Here is an 18,116-nt window from a genome sequence, read left to right as displayed (position 1 = left end):
GGGATGATCATTTGTGCTTTAGAATCAACTCATGGGCAAATTTAAGACTCAGATAGTCATCCCCCAGCTCACTACGTTCGCTTCCCCCTTCAAAGGGGGACTGCTATCTTTTATTTACCGACCCATAGGGCCGGGGAATTAAACCACTTAAGATTAAGCACATTTTTCTCGCACACGAGCTGCCGCTTTCTTTCTCTTGATTTCATCTATTTCTTAAAAACTGCCTTTATATCATTTAAATGCTGAAATAATTTTTCAAAAAAAGTGTAAGGGTTTGGCTCTTTTTTGATCATACATATAGAGAACACTAAACATAGATACGTTTGGGAAGTGACAGAGCAACACTTTCCGAACATCCTTCTTTGGGAGCCGGAGCTGATCCTCCGGCTTTCAATTTTTTACCCTGCATCCACCCATCAGGAATAATCACAGAGAGATGAAAACCTGCCTGATTACATGTATACTTTTTTCCATTCTTATTCCGGCTGCCGTCTACCCGCAGACAACCGTTTTGATAGATACGTTTGAAGACCAGGATCTCACAAATAATCCGGCCTGGAGCGGCGATCTTAACGACTTCAGCTTTGACACGGAATCTGAACCAAACAATACCTTGCTTCGGCTTGATGCAAAACCGGATCCCACCCGGACACAAATCGTTACTGAAAGCAGTACAGTTACAGGCAGCTGGCAGTTTTATGTCAGGCAGGATTTCACTCCATCAAACTTTAACCGCGCCTTCATCTTTTTGATGGCCGACCGGGCAGACCTGAACTACCTGGACGGAAGCAGCGTCAGCGGCTACGCACTTCGAACCGGCGATAACGACTCACCCCGCAAGTTTCGGCTGGTCCGGTTTGATGGCGGTAGTCAAACTGAGCTGATTGAATCCGACACTGTCATTGAGGAGGGAATTGGATACACTATTCAGGTTACGAGATCAGAGGAAGGCTCCTGGCGCCTGTTTGTTGCTCCCGGACGACAGGTAAATCCCACGGCCGAGGGAAATTCCGTCACCGATCAAACCTATACTGAGTCGTCATATTTTGGACTGCTCATGCGTTATTCATCAGGAAATGTAAACTCATTCTTTTTTGATGACTTCCACATTCAAAACATTGATCCCTTTCGGATGACCGGTGCAGAGGTTATTTCTGCAGCCGATATTGAGCTCACCTTTAACTATCCTGTAGATTTCGGTTCAGTTCAGGCAGCCAACCTTACTGTAACGTCTCTTGGAAAACCGCTCAGTGCTGGGCCCGGCAGCTCCGAATTCAGCATTCATCTCAACTATCCGCCAATCATTCCCGATGGTGACTACACCGCTAAGGTTGATGGGCTGAAAAATGTATATGGAAGCGACCTGCCATCATCCGAGGAAATAAGCTTTTCATTTGAAAACCCTTTCACTCTACTCGGAGCTGAGATAACCTCCAGCCGTTCGATTGAACTTAGCTTCAGCCTGCCGCCCGATCCTGCAGCAACTAATCAGAACGATTTTATTATCAACCAAATTTTGAGACCGAACCAGCTTCAATTCGACTCATCAAGGGTAAGTCTTCTTTTTGATGGTGATTTACCATCGGGCGAAATAACCACCCAGATGAATGGATTAAGCAGCGTTGATGGATGGCGGCTGCCTGATGGCATATCGGTCTCTACCTACCGATTTGGTGACGCTCTCAACGGAGATATTGTCATTAATGAGTTTTTATACCGACGGGCAAACTCCGGCAGTCCGCAGTTTGTGGAGATGTTTAATTTAACTGATCAGACCTTTAACCTCAGTGGCTGGAAACTTGAGACTGATCGCGGAGCCGCTGATATTCCACCCGGCACAACCCTTGACCCCTCCGGATATCTTCTGTTCATGGACGTAGCTGGATTTCACGAATTAAATCAAGAGGCCGTTGAACTCCCCGATATTGTACCTCTGCGCACAACCGGCGACCACATTGTCCTACGGCATTCAGATTCTCGCGTAATCGACAGCCTGGCTTACGAGCCCTCCTGGGGTGGTAACGAATCCGGTTTTTCATTAGAGCGAAAAGATCCGTCTGCCATATCCATCGACCCGGTGAACTGGTCAACGAGCATGGCCACGAATGGTTCCACACCGCTCAGGCAAAATTCGCAGTTTCGTCCGGACAAGATGCCTCCTAACCTGGTATTTGCTGCTTTTCAACCTGCAAGTGATAACGTATTGATTCGGTTTGATGAATTCATTGATACTGCTCAATATCCAGAATTCTATCTAAACCAGCGCCCCGCACCGGTTGTTGAAACTCCGGGCCAAAGCGGAGATGAATTTATGATCGAGGCCGGTGAATTCAGCTCGAACAGTGAAATTCTTGTAGAAATTGAAGAGGTCGCCGATTTCCAGGGTAACCGATCCGAACGCCTGGAACTCCCTGTTGCCCGGCCACTTCAACCGGGAGACCTGGTGTTTAATGAAATTATGTTTGATCCTCTGTCTGATGATTTTGACCAGCTTCCCAATCAATCCGACTACCTCGAGCTGGTCAATCGACGGCCCTATGCAATTTCAATGGAAGGAGTATACATCCATGATCAACCTGACGAAAATGGTGATGTCAGGAAGATCATACCCCTGTCAAGCCGCTCGAAGTGGATTCCGGCCCATGGATTTGCCATGGTGTACCCGGAGGATGAGATAATGCCGGTCGATTCGAGCCGGGCGGGCCGTTTTTTCAATCTTACAAGTGCTGAGAATTTCCGAATGCTTCAGGCTGAGCGAACCACGCTTAGCCTGCCTCTCTCCGGCCGTGAGATTTTTCTGGCCGACAGTCTCGGATCAGTCATAGACCAGGTTTACTATCGTCAGGAGTGGCACAACCCCAACCTGATTGATACAAAAGGAATAGCCCTTGAACGAATAGATCCAGGCGGCGAATCAACTAACGCCGCCAACTGGGGATCAAGCACGGTTCCATCAGGGGGTACTCCACTGACTGAGAATTCCCTCTATCAAACACCCCAGCTTGAGCCTGATAAAAGTAACATACTTCTGGAGCCGAACCCATTTTCGCCGGATGACGACGGCCATGAAGATAATCTATTCATTAGCTACTCCTTTGAGGATCCAAACTATATGCTCCGGGTTCGAATATTTGACAGGCATGGTCGACTAGTCCGAAAACTGGCTCACTCCCACCCTGCCGGTTTTGAAGGTTCATTAACGTGGAATGGAAGAACTGACGACAGGGTAACCGCCCGAATCGGAATTTACATTATCCATGTAGAAGCCTTCAATAGTTCCAATGGAGACAAAAAACAGTTTAAAGAAGTGGCAGTACTTGCTCGGCAATTTTAGAGTTTGTCCAAAAGCGTATGGAGCCTGCCTGCCAGTTTTGTCACAAATGGTTCATGCTCGGGTTTCATCAGCACGCTGCGTAATAGTGTCACCGTTTCATCATCCGCTTTATATTCAGGAAAACGTGCATTAAACTCTTTAGCTTTCAGCTTATACAGGCTCAAATGGAGCCCTTCCTTGGGTGCGGCTTCGGCACCGGCCTGAAACAGTGCGGTACTCAATTTTGATATGCTGCTCAGCGTTTCATCTTTGGGTATTGGAAAGTAAGCCAGAATATCAAGCTCCGGTTCTTTAAAACACTCGAATTTATCCGACCTTTCGAGCAGCCTGTAAAACAGCTTTGCCGCCGTTACAGTCGATGTCATATATTCACCGAGCCCATCTTCAGATAATGGAAAAAGCTGAAGCGTTGCCCAAAATGCTGCAGCCGATGCGCCTGCCCGTGAACATTCCAGGCTGATTTCTCCCAGGTGAAGATCATCAGATGTAAAATAGGTGTAGGGCGAATCGTGTTTAAAAAATGAACCAACAGACGGATCTTTGAACATAATACTGCCGCAGCCATACGGTTGTAATCCATGTTTATGGGGATCGATAACAATACTGTCCGCCTCATTTAAAGATGCCCAATGGTTTGATGATGGTAGCTGCGATCCAATTATCTTAAAAAACCCGCCATAAGCTGCATCCACATGAACTCTAACGCCGTGTTTATTCAGCTCCGGCAACAAATCAGCCAGCGGTTCCACATCGCCGAGACCGGTTGTTCCCATGGTTACAACCACAGTCCCAACTTTATCCAGGTTCTCCATTAAGTAATTCCAGTCTGTACCTCCGTCGTGAGTATCCGGTATTTCCATGAATTCCGTATTGAGTACCCGGCACATTCGTCTGTGGGTGTAGTGGGCTTTTGACGATGCTGCAATGGCTTTTTGAGGATGAATTTCCCGGGCCACAAAAAGAGCCTCAAGATTGGCAATTGTGCCGCCGGATGTAAGATGCCCAAGATATGGATTCTCGTATCCGACCATTTCGGCCAGCCTGGCGACAGCCTCTTTTTCCATCTCAGACGTTGGTGGTCCGCCATCAAGCGCATGATTATTAGGATTCACCGTCATCGTCATGGTGTATGCAATCCAGGCGATCGGATGAGGCGGTTTCAGCATCTGCCCTGCATACTGCGGATGGTGAAACGGGTAGTTTCCCTCAAGCCGCTCTCGCAGATCCTGGATAATGTCAATGATCTGCGGAGTATCGGTAAATCCTACAAGCTGCTCCTCACCATACTGGGTTCGCCAGTCATCGAGCTCCCTGAGGGACGATTGTAAAATTGGAAGGTATGCTTCGTATCGGTTCAAATCGGCTGGTTAAATCAGAATAAATGAGATACCCACTGTAAGCGATTGCCTAAGCTGAATCTCTTTCGAAAAATCATCATCATAGACAACATCAAACCGAAGGCTTGTATTTATCAGGCTGTTAATCTGCCCGATAAATTCACTTGAAAAGAACACATCGGTGCTGGAAAGAGATTTATTCACATTTGTAAAGGTCTCTGCATTAACGCTCATCAACAGATTAGACGCAATATTCTGCTGGTAACTTGCCCCGAGGTTGACACCGGCTTCATTTCTGAAGTTATCACCGGCGGGCAATCCGTAATTATTGTTATCTAACACATCTTCGCCAGACACGATTGTCTGCCGGAGCCCTGCGCCCGCTTCAAACGAAAAGTACTCTCCGGGACTGTATAGCATACCTACGTTTTGGCTGATATAGGCAGGTGAAAAGAAATTTGAAATCACTAGATCACCGCCTCCAGGTCCTGCGCCGTAATCAAACCCGCGGTCGAACTGGGTTCTGAAATTTAAATTTCCGTACACTGAAAAATCACTGCTATCTGTACCAAGGTCGTACAAAAACCGATTCCTGATAGACAGGCGGTCATCTGTTTTCCGCGTGCCTTCTCCATCAATCCGGGTTTTTCCATATCGCGTATTCAGAAGAAATCCATAGGAAAATTTACCATCCCGGTAATAGGTCCGAAATGTAGAGTTACCGGATACAGCCATGTTATTCACACCACCCTGCGACCAGTTTGAATACGAGGCCTGGGCACCATTCAGACCTGCAACCCAGCCATAACTCCAGCCGGAAAGTGTATCAGGTACCACAATGGTTTCCTGTGCCTGCAGTTGGGTTATTGATAGCAGAAGAATGAATAGTATTCCTATATATTTTTTCATTGTAACGTTCAGTTATTTTTGGTTAGAAGTACCTGGTAGGGCTGATTGTTTTTCAGCTGAAAATCTACATGTTCGTTTTCTTTTGTTGGAACTTTAAGGCCAACGATATCGGCTTCAACCGGAAGCTTCCGATGCCCGCGGTCTACTACTGACGCAACTGTAACAAACTCGTAACTATATAGTTCCGGAATTCCTGTGAGTGCCCGGAACATGGTCTTTCCCGAGTAGATAACATCATCAACCATAACCAGTTCGTCACTATGCCTCTCGTAACCACCCAACCCTTCATCCATATTTATATATAGTTGATGAAGCTTTGCATTGCTCCCTGCTCCTTCAGTTATAAATTCCTGCATTCGCTTGGCTACGGCAAATCCACGGTCATTCAATCCTATTAAATCCACGGGTTTACCGCGGGATTTTTCAACCACCTCAAATGCCATTCGTTTTATAATACGGGCCAATCGCTGATGATCCAGTAAAATCATTACTTTGTCTATTTATGGAGTTTCGAAAAAACCTCACCCTTTCTAAGAATATTTAAGTTATTCATTTTTAAATGTTATAAGAAACACGATTCCGTTTAAAGTTTCTGGTTCACACGCTGATACCGACCTATTTAAATTGGAAAATAAGAGGACTTTACCCACATTTTTGCCAACTTTCATCGTTATCGTGACATTGGAATCCTCACTTATAACCTAATCATGATTCAAAAATATGGAACAAATGGCTAAAGCAGTATTGATGACAATCTAATTCAGGTTTATACTAAATACGCATATGTTCGCACGACAGCAGACTGGCCTTGAACCATGACAAAATCCTTGGTTCTGCAAAGCCCTCTGCAACTGGCAAATGCCCCGAGAATTTTCAACAGCTTTCTGGCAATATTCGTAAACAGTATTTATGAGCAGGAGAGCCTAAAAAGAGTCGATAATTTATTGCATAATCTCGGAATATTTAACAATATAAAACATGAACTTTTTGCCATCGTTACTTTTACACATATCCTTAAGTCCGACATCTAAACTGTCAAGGTGGTTTTAGAACAATTATTCACTTCATCACAAGACTTATGAAACTTAACATTCAAAAAACGGCAACAGCCTGCGGCTTATTCGCTTCCGGCCTCATTGCCGGATACACGGCGTCACGGCTGGCCAATCCGTTTAAAAAACATCTTATGGCCGTAAACTTGCCTGATGTATCTTTACTAGACATTAGAATAACTCCTACCATCCCGAAATTCGATACCGATACTTCGATGGACGATCTCGGGCTTGATTTAGCCATGAATGAGTAACAGCGCCTATCCATATCAGGAAACGCTGCTGCAATGGGTCTGGCAGGAATTAGAGTTTGATACCACCTCCTTGCGAACAGCCGAGGGTCAACCGGTGGAAATAATTGAACCAGGTGAACTCAACACCGGTGCCGGTCCGGATTTTTTAGGCGCGTCTTTCAGAATTGGCCCGCTCAAACTTTTTGGCGACGTAGAAATTCACATTCATCCCGGTCACTGGTCGCAGCATAATCATCAGAGGTCAGAGCGTTTCAACAGGGTTGTACTCCACGTGGTTTATGATGGGGGATGCTCTCCAAACAGTTCGCCGGCCGTCAGACCGGATGGTACAACACCTCCGCTGTTGCGGCTCAAACCTTTCCTGCAAAAATCTCTCATTCATCTCTTCGAAAGAAAACGGCAGTCTAGCCTGCCATGCAGCGGAAACCTTCGATACATCAGTCAGGAAGCGTTCGAAGCACAGGTTGTGAAAGCACACCGGCACTATTTCGAATATAAAACCGATTTCCTGATCGAACGTTACGACAGCGACCTTCCCCTTTCAAAGGCGTGGCTCAAGATGCTTTCGCGAGGCCTCTTTCATACACTTGGGATCCCGCGTAACCGCAGCGAGATGGAGCAATTCCATGACAGAATTTACAGATCAACGCTTCCCACATCTTTAAACGACTTCATCCGCTTCGCCACGTCAGTTGCGTTTGATAAGGATTCCGGTCATCCAATTGAATGGATTACCAGCGGCATGCGGCCGGCAAGCCTTCCGTCGAAACGCGTTACCCAGGCAGCGGCGCTCTATTTCACAATTCACAACCTTCCATTCAAATCATATTTATCGACAAATCCGGAAGCCTGGACTCAAATCATACGCAGAATTCCAGACAACTTGCAGCCGGGCGGGCAGATGCGCTCCATCTTACGGCACACTGTCTTTTACCCCGCCACTTACCTGTTGGGGGAATTTTTACACGCTCAACCACTCAAACAATTTGCTTATCAGCAATGGGTTAACGCTCCCGGCAATGTTCCCGGCGAAGTTGTGGCTCCTTTTCGGTCGGCCGGTTTCATTATCAATAAAAAGACTCTCAAGCCGGGTTTAGCCCATCAGCTGAAGCGATATTGCCGGCCTTTGAACTGTCATCGGTGCAAAGTGTTTAAAAAAGCAATTAATCCTTGACTGAAAAATTTTACCTTTCTATCTTTGGTGTCTGTTAACTTTAGCAGAATGCCCGGTCGTCTAATGGCAGGACAGCTGGTTTTGGTCCAGTCAGTGGGGGTTCGAATCCTCCCCGGGCAACACATGAAAAGGATGCCGAATCGGTCATCCTTTTTCTTTTATTCACACTTGAATCAATGTTCGTTGGATACGCCTTTAGCTATATTTGCCGGGAGAAGCAACATTGCACTATCCCGGGCCATTGCTGAAAGTTACGGAACAAAGCTTGGTGAATTGACCATCAAATCTTTTTCTGATGGTGAGCTTTATGCCAAGTACGAACAAAGTATTCGGGGAGAGGATGTATTTGTGATTCAATCCACACCCCCTCCCGGTGATAATATTATTGAACTATTGCTCTTGCTCGACGCTGCCAAGCGGGCATCAGTAAAGCGGGTCACAGCTGTTATCCCATATTTTGGGTATGCGCGGCAGGACCGAAAAGATCAGCCACGCGTGTCTATCGCCGCAAAGCTGATGGCAAACTTATTAGTTGAAGCCGGGGCTGACAGAATTTTGACAATGGACTTGCATGCATCACAGATCCAGGGATTTTTTGATATCCCGCTTGATCACTTGTACGCAAGCCGGGCTTTTATTGACCATTATAAAAAAGAAGATCCGATCGACAACCTTGTAGTTGTTGCACCGGACGTAGGCAGTATTAAAATGGCTCGTTCTTATTCCAAACGGATTGGGGCAAGCCTTGCATTTATTGATAAACGAAGGCCGAAACAGAATATCGCCGAGGTGATGAACATTATCGGCGAGGTTGAGGACAAGAATGTATTGATCATTGATGATTTGATTGATACGGCCGGCACGCTCACTAATGCCGCCGTGGCTCTGAAAGAGCGCGGCGCTCTGAGTATCAGAGCCGCATCAACGCACCCGATACTTTCCGGACCGGCCTACCAGCGAATTGAAGATTCGCCAATTGATGAATTACTCGTGACGGACACTGTTCCGCTGCGAAAGCCATCAAATAAAATTAAAGTACTGAGTGTTGCCGATATTTTTGCTGAAGCAATTGAGCGTATTCACACGAATGATACGATCAGCGCACTTTTTGATGATTAATTAATAACTGAACACACCATGACGCAACCAGAAATATACCCATTAGAGGGAACCAAAAGAGAATCAGGCAGAAAAGAGTCCGACAGGCTGCGTGACGAACTTCGCATTCCCGCCGTTTTATACGGACCGAAGCAGAAAGAGAATGTTCATTTTTCCATTCTGGAAAGTGATCTTGAAAAAATCTTATCTCGCAGTGCAACGAAACTCCAGACGCTTACAGTAGACGGCAAAGATTACCGTACACTACTGAAAGATGTGGATTTTCACCCGGTAACAGATCGTGCGCTGCACGCCGATTTTTATGTACTCGAATCCGATATTCCCGTGACTCTGAAAGTGCCTATTCGCATTACGGGGACGGCTATTGGTGTTCGTGACGGTGGCGGACGTGTGTTCCAGCCCATGCGAATTGTTACCATTAAAGTGTTACCCGACAGTATCCCATCGTCTTTCGAAGTGGATATTACGTCGCTTGAAATTGGAGATTCCATTCATGTCGGTGATCTCGATATGGAAGATGCAGTGGCACTCGATGACGATTCCAGAACAATAGTCACCATCGCACCTCCAAAATCCGAAGCTCTGTTTACATCCTCTATTCCTGTTGAAGAAGAAGCGATTGCTGAGGAAGAGGTTGAACTTGAAGAAGGTGAAGAGCTCGAAGAGGGCGAAGAACCTGAAGAGGGTGCCGAAGAAGAGGCTGAAAAATAATAACCGGGTACAGTCCCGATACCCATGGCGTTAATCGTTGGTTTAGGTAACATCGGTGCGGAGTACAACGGTACCCGCCATAACGTTGGGTTTGAACTTGTAGATAAAATGGCTCGCGAATTGTCAGTGGAATTTTCCACGGCAGGCGGGCCTTTTTTGATTGCGGAAGGCTCATTTAAAGGCCGGCCGGTTCACTTGATTAAACCAACCACGTTGATGAATCGAAGTGGCAGGGCTGTCTCGAGCGCCCTTGCCATCACCGGCAGCTCCTTGTCTGACTGCCTCGTCTGTTACGACGATATTAACTTGCCACCTGGAAAAATACGGCTCCGGCCATCGGGTAGTGCAGGCGGCCATAACGGGATCCAGGATATTATTGACCGGATGCAAACACGGATATTTCCTCGCTTACGAATCGGGGTTGGAAACGATTTTAGCCGCGGGCGGCAGGCTGATTATGTACTGAGTCCCTTCTCAAAAGAGCAGCGTCCCCTTATTGATGAAGCACTTGATGACTCCTTAGAAGCACTGTTTACATTTTTGCGCGCCGGCATTGAACAGGCTATGAACGACCACAACTGAGCGGTTGTTTTTGCTAACAATTTTCTGCCATCTCTCTGTAACTCAATAGTATCTCTCATGGATATCTTCAAACTGATTTTTGAACACGATCTTCGGCTCGATCAGCTCAAAGAGCGACATACGGATCGCAACACCCAGGATGTATCATCTTCACTCGAAGATTTCCTCAAACCGGACCTTACCTATTCAAAATTTTATATTACCGGTACACGACTTGACGAAGAGCGCTTTGGCCTCAACACGCTTTCAGCGTATGACGATATAATCCGCCACCTCAGCAGCACCCTGGCTGATTATCGTGTGTTTACCGGAGAGGGATATAAAAACCTGGAGTCGGCCATTGATAACAGCAACATCGGGGAACCAATCATACTGTCGAAGTACGATTCCATAACCTGGGATCTTCCGCAGCTCACGATTGATTCCAGCAGTAATGCCGGCCACAAAAAAGAATTTATTGCCGCCCTTTTAAAAACAGACGACCTTCTGATCTACAAAGAACAAGCGCATCATGGCTTCGATCTGCATCTGTTCTCTAAAGACAATATATACCGTGATCTGTTTTACCCGCTAAAATCACTTGTGGGAGATCAGTTTCGATTTTTCAGTATTAACGGAAAGCGTATTCGCTCTGAACGAAAATTTTACTTTGAAACCTGGACTCTTGATAACCCGCCGCACGGCGCAGAAGAAGTGTTTGAAGAAACTGTTCTTTAGGTTGTTTATCTGCAACGGCTCAACAGGAAAGTATTCTGGCATATGATATAATACCGGTATAGCTTCTCCTAAGTGCTCATCAAGCCAGTTTAGCCATTCAGCAGGTAACATCGGTCATCTATGACACTTGATAGGATTAAACATGCTGCCTGATTTTAGATTATTTCCCTGGGGTATTTCTCTCACTGCACAAAACACAAACACCATTTTACCAATCAAAGGGTCAGGCAGCCTTTGTAGTTAATGGAGCAGATTCCCGAAGGGATGTTAACATTGCCTGCAATTCCTTTCTCTATTATCAACAGCATTGCAGCATTCGGGGAGGAGTTAGGCTGGCACGGCTATCTACAAGATAAGTTTGTGTGTAGCTATGGACGGACGCTTGGTATTAGACTCCTAGGTCCGTTGTGGGGTTCCTGGCATTTTCCGCTGATTCTGCCAGTCGGATATAATTATCCGGATTCTCTCATTCTCGGGGCGTTCCTGCTGTTTCCAGCCACAGCGGTGCTGGCTTCTTTTTTCCGGCCTGGCTCATAACAAGAACAAAGAGCCTCTGTGTCCTTCGGTGCTGGCGCATGGGAGTGTACTTAGGCGGCCCGAAACCTCTTTTACGATGACTGGCGCTGCTCGCACTGAGCAGACTGATTTGAAGTCTGTTGCAAACGCAAGTTTAGCCTTTCTTTTCCTGTCTGTCCTATTGGTCATACCTTCCGTCTCCTGAGTATTTGATCTCAAACAAAGGCATCATATTCGGGAGGCTATATTCTCAAGAAACCATCAGCATTGCTTTTTAAAGCAGCTACGACTCAAAAGACCTCTTTAAAAAAAGAGGGTTCTTTCAGTTTTAATGCTTTTTGAAAAAAAAATTTAAAAATGACTGTAAGAAAACCAGATTTGCTGCGACTAATAGATTGAACCCTAAACTAAATCAAATGACTATGCTTACATCTATTAGAAAGATCACCCTATGGATCATTTTATTAATTTTTGGTATCGTAACCGTACAGGCACAGGAAAACAAAACCATCTACGTGGAAAAATATGGCCAGGGCCCTGCTGCCATATTACTTCCCGGACTGATGAGCAGCGGGGACCTCTTTGACGGGATGCTTTCATATCTCTCAGAATATTATGAATGTCACGTTGTAACGTTCGCCGGGTATGCGGGAAAACCCGCGATTACAGCAGACCGCTATCTTCCTGAGTTTCAAAAAGCGGTTGAGGAATATATCGATGAAAAAAACCTGGGTGACGTTACGTTACTGGGTCACTCGCTGGGTGGATTTCTGAGCCTTAAAATTGCATCGGAAAAAAATGTGGGCGTCCGGGAAGTTATCGTGCTGGACGCCCTGCCCTTTCTGGCCGGCACGATGAACCCAAATGCTCCGGAGGGATTTAATGAGGCCAGGGCAAAGATGTACTTGAACTCCACGAAGGGTCAGGATGAAGAGTCGATGAGAGAAATGCGCCTCATGAGCCTTCAGTCTATGATCGATTCAGATGAGCATCGGGAAGAAATTGTAAAATGGGCTATAAACTCTGATCTTAAAACAGAGGCATGGACCGCTATGGAGATGATGGGAACCGATCTTCGGGATGATATCTCATCCATTGAGGCCCCGGTATTGGTTCTGGCAGCTTACGGCGGAAAGAATCCGGCGATGCCGTCGATTACCAGGGAATCCGTATGGGATACCTATTCGGAACAATACCGGGAACTGCGGAATTTAACCCTGAAAGTAGCTGAAAAGGCAAAACATTTCATTATGTATGATGATCCCGAGTGGGTAAAGAAAGAGATTATGGCTTTTATTGATCGATCATCATGAACCAGAGGCGCTACGAAGATATCATTCGTATGCATAAAGATACCATCTACAGGGTCTGCCTTGGATATATCTACGAGGCAGACCTGGTAGAGGACCTTTTCCAGGAGGTGTTGATTGCACTCTGGAAGTCTCTTTCGACATTTCGCGGAGAAGCCAGGCTTTCTACATTTATTTACAGGGTCACTGTAAACACCGCCATCTCTTTCAACAGGAAGCTAAAGAAACATCACTGGGAGAACCGGCTTGAGCATTCTCCGGTGGTGTATGATTCACCTGCTGACGAAATCACAAATAAAGAGGAACTTGAGTTGTTGAGATCGTGCATTCGCAGACTGGAAGATCAGGACAGGCTCATAATCACTCTCCATCTCGAGGAGCTGAGCTATAAAGAGATCGCCGATATTGCCGGCATCAGCGTAAACTATGTTGGCGTAAAGATTAACCGAATCAAAGCGACTTTAAAACAGTGTATACAAGACAATGAGTGACTGGCTAAAACAATATCAGAAAGCTTGGCAATCCGTTCATGTGGAAAATATAGACGAGCGGTTAAGGAAACTCCGGGAGGTGATTAAAGAGGATCAGAAGAAAGACCGGCTTTCCACAATCTGGATGTCGCTGGCATTTATTATTGCGATCGGTATTATACTATGGGTTGCAGTAAGCAACAATTTCAGCAGTCTTACATCCTGGACAACGGTAGCAGGCATGGTGGCTCTCATGCTCCTGACCGGCTTCCTGAGGATAAAGGCGATTACCACCGCACCCGATCCCGGAAAACCGGAAACAGAACACCTCAACAAACTGATTGCTTCCTATTCGCTACGGCTGAAGATGCAGCGTCAGTACCTGTGGATCTATTTAACTGTTCTGAACCTTCTACTGATTGTTTTTTACGCAGATTCATATTACCCGGAAAATTTGAAAACTCTGATCTGGGCTACTTTGGCCACTATCGGCTATTCGCTGCTGGTTGTGATCATCATGAATAAGAAGAGGAAAAAGGATATCAAATTTATGTCCGGCGTCATTGATGAGCTGAAATCCATAAGACGTGATTTAAAGGAGTAGTCCCGCCCGATATCCAGGCCTGCAGCTTATTACGGCTGTCTTTGGAGATTGCTCCCATCCCAAGATAATACTCCAATGGAAAATTACGCTGCGATGGCAGACTTCGGTCGGCTCACAGTTGTATTTCCCGGCAAAAGCCTTGCCTATCTCAGGCAGCAGTTGTGTAATAAAAGTGATCCATCAAAAAATGTGGGCTTGACGGGACTGATTTTTTTTAGAATGACCGGAAATATCCCTAAAAAATAAAAATAATGCATCAGTACGAAAATAACTTAGCATGGTGTCCTTTTTCATAATACCATACCGTTGGAGAACTCTCTCAGCCAGCTAGCGGAAGACTTCTATTTTGAATTTTCAAATTTATTTTTGATCTGAAAGCATCGGATTTTTGTGAATGAATTACGCATAGTACCCTGTTAATATTCTTTGGATATATCTTCTCTTTTCTGGGCTAAAATAATCAGTCGTGGCGACGACGATTCCACAAATAAATTGCCGCTGTAGTTACCCCATATATTTTGAATTGAAAAACTTGCTCGGTTTAAATTCTCCTCAAACCATTCTTTCCCATAAAGTTTTACCCTCTCGGTATACTCTTTGGGCTTTTCAAAACCTTTACCGCTGAACCGGATATTCTTATAAACGCACCTGTTTTCGATATACCGGCTAATTGTATAGTTAATTCCTTTGTGGCTTCCCTCTTCTTTAGGAACGAGTTCGCTTTTTACTTTTTCTGAATTAAAATAATCGATCAAAAACAGCCCATTCTTTTTAAGCATACTGTTGACACTTTTCAAAACCCGCTCATTTTCTTTGTTTTCAAGAAAATACCCAAAGGTTGTAAACAGGTTGATGGCTGCGTCAAACCGGCCGGCAAGTGGCTGGCGCATGTCATTTACGAGAAATGTCACGTTTTGCAGACCCCTGTCAGATGCGATCCGATCTGCCCTTTCGATAGCCTGGGGAGACAGATCAAACCCGGTGACATTGTACCCGCGTTCGGCAAGCTCAATTGAATGCCGCCCCCTGCCACATCCAACATCAACGATATTTTTGTACTGGTCGGCAGGAATTTCACGCTGAATATGATCCGCCAGTTTTTTTGCCTCTTTTTCATTTCTGTACGCGTACAAAAACTCATACAGCGGACTATCGAACCACTCCTCAAACCAACTCATCCAACCTGCTTTTTTTGATCCATTTCATTCATCGTAACTGCGGAAATAAGATAGCACGAGCGGTGAATAATATCATCTTTGATATAGAATCTCTTGTACAGCCGGTTGCCGGTTATTTCCCTTCCGATAAGTGGTCATGTTTTTCTATATTTGGCACAACCGATAGCTAAAACAGATGATGACCTTTACAGAAAAATTGACCCGCTCAATACGGTATTCCAATTCCGTGTTAAGCGTTGGGCTTGACCCCGACCCCGGTAAAATTCCGCTGCCCTTGCGGCAACAGTTTGATGACACACACGATCTTGTGTTTGAATTTTGTCGCAGGGTTATTGAATCAACTAAATCTGAGGCTGCCGCATACAAGCCCAATCTTGCGTTTTTTGAGGCGCTGGGCAGCGGTGGCTGGCGCGTGATGGAGTCCCTTTTAGAGGTGATACCGCACGGCAAAATTATAATTGCCGATGCCAAACGCGGGGATATTGGAACCACAGCCGAGAAATATAAAAACGCATTCTTTGACAGTCTGATGGTTGATGCCATTACGCTTAACCCGCTAATGGGGCTTGAAACACTGGATCCGTATCTGAATGACAGTTCCAAAGCCGTTTATGTTCTGACGATGACATCGAACCGGGGCGCTGCCGACTTTTTACAGATTCCGGCTAAAAACAGAGCTACGCTTGGTGAATATATTTCTGAACAACTCAAGAAAAAGCAAGTCCATTCTAAAGCCAGTATTGGTATGGTGATCGGCGCTACACAAACCGAGGCATCACAACAAATTTTAAAGGTAAACTCCGATGCGCATCTGCTTATTCCCGGTATTGGCGCGCAAGGTGGTGACCCGGTGCAGTTAAACGAAATGTTAAGGAATCATACGGGACTGCCCCTCATCAATTCCTCAAGGGCTATTCTTTACGCCGGGGGCGACAACGAAAACTGGGAAGAACTGGTAGCCGTTAAAGCCTCAGAAACAAGGCTACAGCTGGATCCCATCACACAAAATTATATTACCACAGAATGAAAGAAGTTATTTTATACACTGATGGCGCATGCAGCGGCAATCCCGGTCCCGGAGGATGGGGCGCTCTGCTTATCTGGAATGGGAAAGAAAGAGAGCTTTCGGGCGGAGAACCCAATACAACCAATAACCGGATGGAGATGAAAGCTATCATTGAAGGCCTCCGGGCGCTGAAAGAAAAATGCCACGTAAAAATCCATAGCGACAGTGCGCTGATCATTAACGCGTTTAACCAGAACTGGATTAAAAACTGGCAGAAAAGAGGCTGGAAAAAATCGAACAAAAAACCGGTGGAAAACCAGGATTTGTGGAAAGAGATGCTGAAGGTTATGGCTCCTCACAAAGTTGACTGGATTAAGGTAAAAGGCCATTCCACAAACGAGCTAAACAACCGTGTCGACCGGATTGCCGTTGCAGCATCCAAACAGCATTTTTGAGTTTATAACTACAACCAAAACAAAATCTTATGAAGTCATTAAAAATCGGGTTTATTGGATCGGGATTCATTGCGCAATTTATCGCCAAAGCAATGATCCAGGTTCGAAATTGTGAAATTTCTGCTATTTATGAGCGGTCTGATGCTAAGAAACTGGCTTCTTATGCCAGAGATAATCACCTCGGCGATCCAATCATCTCAGCATCCATCAAAGAGGTAGTAGATGCGAGTGACGCCATTGCCATTCTTACGCCAAATTTTGCCCGTGTAACTACAATGGAGCAAATAGCCGATGCTGTTACCTCAGGTTCAGACCTCACCGGCGTGATCTGTGAAAAGCCCTTAGGCAGAAACATGGAAGAATCTCGACAAATGGTGGAACTGGCCAAGAGAGCCGAACTGAAGACTGCCTATTTCGAAAACATGCTCTTCATGAATGCGATTAATAACGGCCTAGAGCAGCTTCGCCCCCAGATGGTATCAATGGGCGGGTTGATGCTTGCCCGCAGTACTGAGGAACACGCCGGGCCCCACAGCTCCTGGTTCTGGGACCCTACCCAGCAGGGTGGTGGTGCCATGTCCGACATGGGCTGCCACAGCGTTGCCGTTTGCCGGCACATGCTCACGCCCCCCGGAAAAGATCCCTCGTTTCTTGAACCACTGTCCATGCAGTGCGATATGAGCCTGCTGAAATGGGGACAGCCCAAATACCGTCAACAGTTACTGGATACTTACGGTGTGGACTATTCAAAAACACCGGCCGAAGATTTTGCAACGGGAATTGTGACGTTCAGGAACCCCGAGACCGGCCAGATCCTGAAAGGACAATTCACGGATTCCTGGATGTTCGACAAACAGGGGCTTCGCCTCTCAATGGATGGCCTTGGCCCGGGGTATGCCATGGAAGTAAATACGCTGATTTCCCCTTCTGAAATATTCATCGGTGATGAAGCTGCGGAAGCAGTTGCCGACTCCGAAGCCGCCTTGGAAAAATCGACGTCAACCAAAGGATTGCTTGCTATTCAGCCTAATGAGGCAGATTTGTATGGGTATGCCGGAGAGATGAGGGATGCCGTTCAGGCCTTCCTCAACAATAAAAACGGTACGTTGACCTGGGATTACGGGCTTGAAATTTCCAGCCTCGTGCAGGCTGCTTATCTCTCGCACGAAGAACAGCGAACGGTATACCTGGACGATGCAGAAACGATTGAGCGTCTTGACGGTTTTAAATCAAAAATTTCAATGGGAGAAGGGGCTGAAATACTTTTGTAAACTCAGTACGATTGAGAGAAGAAATAAACTACCTCGGGGCAGAGCCCACGAGGTATCAACTTAGAACCTATAACTTTAGGTCCAATAATGAGTTTATTCTGGAGTGTCCCCCTTCGA

At 45.9% G+C, this 18,116-nt stretch carries 18 protein-coding genes and 1 tRNA gene; 15 read left to right on the top strand and 4 right to left on the bottom strand.

The genetic code is table 11. The annotated features are described in order from the left end of the window. Positions 1 to 436 precede the first annotated feature (436 nt). The gene (locus AABW11_RS18285) at positions 437 to 3,334 is read left to right on the top strand and encodes a lamin tail domain-containing protein (RefSeq protein ID WP_340106767.1); all 2,898 of its coding nucleotides are present in this window, start codon (positions 437 to 439) and stop codon (positions 3,332 to 3,334) included. On the opposite strand, the gene AABW11_RS18280 is transcribed toward AABW11_RS18285, so the two are convergent. The 3 genes from AABW11_RS18280 to AABW11_RS18270 are packed head-to-tail and all read right to left on the bottom strand — an operon-like array spanning position 3,331 to position 6,068. Further along, entirely contained in the window at positions 3,331 to 4,692 is a 1,362-nt protein-coding gene (locus AABW11_RS18280) for a pyridoxal phosphate-dependent decarboxylase family protein (protein ID WP_340106765.1), read from the bottom strand. The genes AABW11_RS18285 and AABW11_RS18280 overlap by 4 nt on opposite strands. A gap of 9 nt (positions 4,693 to 4,701) precedes the next feature. Further along, on the bottom strand, positions 4,702 to 5,580 hold the full coding sequence (locus AABW11_RS18275) for a DUF3078 domain-containing protein (RefSeq protein ID WP_340106763.1): 879 nt from the start codon (positions 5,578 to 5,580) through the stop codon (positions 4,702 to 4,704). Positions 5,581 to 5,588: 8 nt separating this feature from the next. Beyond that, the gene (locus AABW11_RS18270; RefSeq protein ID WP_340106761.1) at positions 5,589 to 6,068 is read right to left on the bottom strand and encodes a phosphoribosyltransferase family protein; all 480 of its coding nucleotides are present in this window, start codon (positions 6,066 to 6,068) and stop codon (positions 5,589 to 5,591) included. A 590-nt stretch (positions 6,069 to 6,658) separates the two neighbouring features. Here AABW11_RS18270 and AABW11_RS18265 point away from each other — a divergent pair. From AABW11_RS18265 to AABW11_RS18220, 11 genes are all read left to right on the top strand, one after another. Beyond that, positions 6,659 to 6,886, top strand: coding sequence for a hypothetical protein (locus AABW11_RS18265; protein WP_340106759.1), 228 nt, complete (start codon positions 6,659 to 6,661; stop codon positions 6,884 to 6,886). Further along, positions 6,879 to 8,060 carry a DUF2851 family protein gene (locus tag AABW11_RS18260; protein WP_340106757.1) on the top strand — a complete coding sequence of 394 codons (1,182 nt, stop codon included), beginning with the start codon at positions 6,879 to 6,881 and terminating at the stop codon, positions 8,058 to 8,060. The genes AABW11_RS18265 and AABW11_RS18260 overlap by 8 nt, the downstream gene beginning before the upstream one ends. Before the next feature lie 49 nt (positions 8,061 to 8,109). Continuing rightward, a tRNA-Gln gene (locus AABW11_RS18255) sits at positions 8,110 to 8,180 on the top strand. 63 nt (positions 8,181 to 8,243) lie between these two features. Then, complete coding sequence (locus AABW11_RS18250) at positions 8,244 to 9,179, top strand: ribose-phosphate diphosphokinase (protein ID WP_340106755.1); 936 nt, start codon at positions 8,244 to 8,246, stop codon at positions 9,177 to 9,179. 18 nt (positions 9,180 to 9,197) lie between these two features. Continuing rightward, on the top strand, positions 9,198 to 9,890 hold the full coding sequence (locus AABW11_RS18245; protein ID WP_340106753.1) for a 50S ribosomal protein L25: 693 nt from the start codon (positions 9,198 to 9,200) through the stop codon (positions 9,888 to 9,890). Positions 9,891 to 9,914: 24 nt separating this feature from the next. Then, positions 9,915 to 10,472 (top strand): aminoacyl-tRNA hydrolase, encoded by a 558-nt coding sequence (gene pth, locus AABW11_RS18240; protein ID WP_340106751.1) that lies wholly within the window; start codon positions 9,915 to 9,917, stop codon positions 10,470 to 10,472. 57 nt (positions 10,473 to 10,529) lie between these two features. Next, positions 10,530 to 11,189 (top strand): hypothetical protein, encoded by a 660-nt coding sequence (locus AABW11_RS18235; protein WP_340106749.1) that lies wholly within the window; start codon positions 10,530 to 10,532, stop codon positions 11,187 to 11,189. A 243-nt stretch (positions 11,190 to 11,432) separates the two neighbouring features. Continuing rightward, positions 11,433 to 11,726: a CPBP family glutamic-type intramembrane protease gene (locus AABW11_RS20220; RefSeq protein ID WP_445263802.1), complete on the top strand. Its 294-nt coding sequence runs from the start codon at positions 11,433 to 11,435 to the stop codon at positions 11,724 to 11,726. Between the two features lie 401 nt (positions 11,727 to 12,127). After that, positions 12,128 to 13,018 (top strand): alpha/beta fold hydrolase, encoded by an 891-nt coding sequence (locus AABW11_RS18230; protein ID WP_340106747.1) that lies wholly within the window; start codon positions 12,128 to 12,130, stop codon positions 13,016 to 13,018. Continuing rightward, a complete protein-coding gene (locus tag AABW11_RS18225; protein ID WP_340106745.1) occupies positions 13,015 to 13,506 on the top strand; it encodes an RNA polymerase sigma factor in 492 nt (163 codons plus the stop codon). Before AABW11_RS18230 ends, AABW11_RS18225 begins: the two co-directional genes overlap by 4 nt. Further along, on the top strand, positions 13,499 to 14,089 hold the full coding sequence (locus tag AABW11_RS18220; RefSeq protein WP_340106743.1) for a hypothetical protein: 591 nt from the start codon (positions 13,499 to 13,501) through the stop codon (positions 14,087 to 14,089). Before AABW11_RS18225 ends, AABW11_RS18220 begins: the two co-directional genes overlap by 8 nt. Positions 14,090 to 14,505: 416 nt before the next feature. On the opposite strand, the gene AABW11_RS18215 is transcribed toward AABW11_RS18220, so the two are convergent. Further along, entirely contained in the window at positions 14,506 to 15,267 is a 762-nt protein-coding gene (locus tag AABW11_RS18215; protein WP_340106741.1) for a class I SAM-dependent methyltransferase, read from the bottom strand. Positions 15,268 to 15,442: 175 nt separating this feature from the next. Between AABW11_RS18215 and pyrF the strand changes: the two genes are divergently transcribed. The 3 genes from pyrF to AABW11_RS18200 are packed head-to-tail and all read left to right on the top strand — an operon-like array spanning position 15,443 to position 17,999. Next, positions 15,443 to 16,294: an orotidine-5'-phosphate decarboxylase gene (gene pyrF / locus AABW11_RS18210; RefSeq protein WP_340106739.1), complete on the top strand. Its 852-nt coding sequence runs from the start codon at positions 15,443 to 15,445 to the stop codon at positions 16,292 to 16,294. Continuing rightward, positions 16,291 to 16,728 (top strand): ribonuclease HI, encoded by a 438-nt coding sequence (rnhA, locus tag AABW11_RS18205; protein WP_340106737.1) that lies wholly within the window; start codon positions 16,291 to 16,293, stop codon positions 16,726 to 16,728. Before pyrF ends, rnhA begins: the two co-directional genes overlap by 4 nt. Before the next feature lie 29 nt (positions 16,729 to 16,757). Further along, the gene (locus AABW11_RS18200; RefSeq protein ID WP_340106735.1) at positions 16,758 to 17,999 is read left to right on the top strand and encodes a Gfo/Idh/MocA family protein; all 1,242 of its coding nucleotides are present in this window, start codon (positions 16,758 to 16,760) and stop codon (positions 17,997 to 17,999) included. Positions 18,000 to 18,116 lie beyond the last annotated feature (117 nt).

Source organism: Rhodohalobacter sp. 8-1 (assembly GCF_038150125.1).
Taxonomy (GTDB): Bacteria; Bacteroidota; Rhodothermia; order Balneolales; family Balneolaceae; genus SW132.
Note: the sequence above shows the minus strand (reverse complement) of the source record. Positions and strands in the feature narration are given on the sequence as shown.

Excerpts from the sequence above, each read along its gene's own strand:
- AABW11_RS18285 (WP_340106767.1), top strand. The coding sequence starts at position 437 with ATGAAAACCTGCCTGATTACATGTATACTTTTTTCCATTCTTATTCCG.
- AABW11_RS18275 (WP_340106763.1), bottom strand. The coding sequence starts at position 5,580 with ATGAAAAAATATATAGGAATACTATTCATTCTTCTGCTATCAATAACC.
- AABW11_RS18270 (WP_340106761.1), bottom strand. The coding sequence starts at position 6,068 with ATGATTTTACTGGATCATCAGCGATTGGCCCGTATTATAAAACGAATG.
- AABW11_RS18265 (WP_340106759.1), top strand. The coding sequence starts at position 6,659 with ATGAAACTTAACATTCAAAAAACGGCAACAGCCTGCGGCTTATTCGCT.
- AABW11_RS18260 (WP_340106757.1), top strand. The coding sequence starts at position 6,879 with ATGAGTAACAGCGCCTATCCATATCAGGAAACGCTGCTGCAATGGGTC.
- AABW11_RS18245 (WP_340106753.1), top strand. The coding sequence starts at position 9,198 with ATGACGCAACCAGAAATATACCCATTAGAGGGAACCAAAAGAGAATCA.
- pth (WP_340106751.1), top strand. The coding sequence starts at position 9,915 with ATGGCGTTAATCGTTGGTTTAGGTAACATCGGTGCGGAGTACAACGGT.
- AABW11_RS18235 (WP_340106749.1), top strand. The coding sequence starts at position 10,530 with ATGGATATCTTCAAACTGATTTTTGAACACGATCTTCGGCTCGATCAG.
- AABW11_RS20220 (WP_445263802.1), top strand. The coding sequence starts at position 11,433 with ATGGAGCAGATTCCCGAAGGGATGTTAACATTGCCTGCAATTCCTTTC.
- AABW11_RS18230 (WP_340106747.1), top strand. The coding sequence starts at position 12,128 with ATGCTTACATCTATTAGAAAGATCACCCTATGGATCATTTTATTAATT.
- AABW11_RS18225 (WP_340106745.1), top strand. The coding sequence starts at position 13,015 with ATGAACCAGAGGCGCTACGAAGATATCATTCGTATGCATAAAGATACC.
- AABW11_RS18220 (WP_340106743.1), top strand. The coding sequence starts at position 13,499 with ATGAGTGACTGGCTAAAACAATATCAGAAAGCTTGGCAATCCGTTCAT.
- AABW11_RS18215 (WP_340106741.1), bottom strand. The coding sequence starts at position 15,267 with ATGAGTTGGTTTGAGGAGTGGTTCGATAGTCCGCTGTATGAGTTTTTG.
- pyrF (WP_340106739.1), top strand. The coding sequence starts at position 15,443 with ATGATGACCTTTACAGAAAAATTGACCCGCTCAATACGGTATTCCAAT.
- rnhA (WP_340106737.1), top strand. The coding sequence starts at position 16,291 with ATGAAAGAAGTTATTTTATACACTGATGGCGCATGCAGCGGCAATCCC.
- AABW11_RS18200 (WP_340106735.1), top strand. The coding sequence starts at position 16,758 with ATGAAGTCATTAAAAATCGGGTTTATTGGATCGGGATTCATTGCGCAA.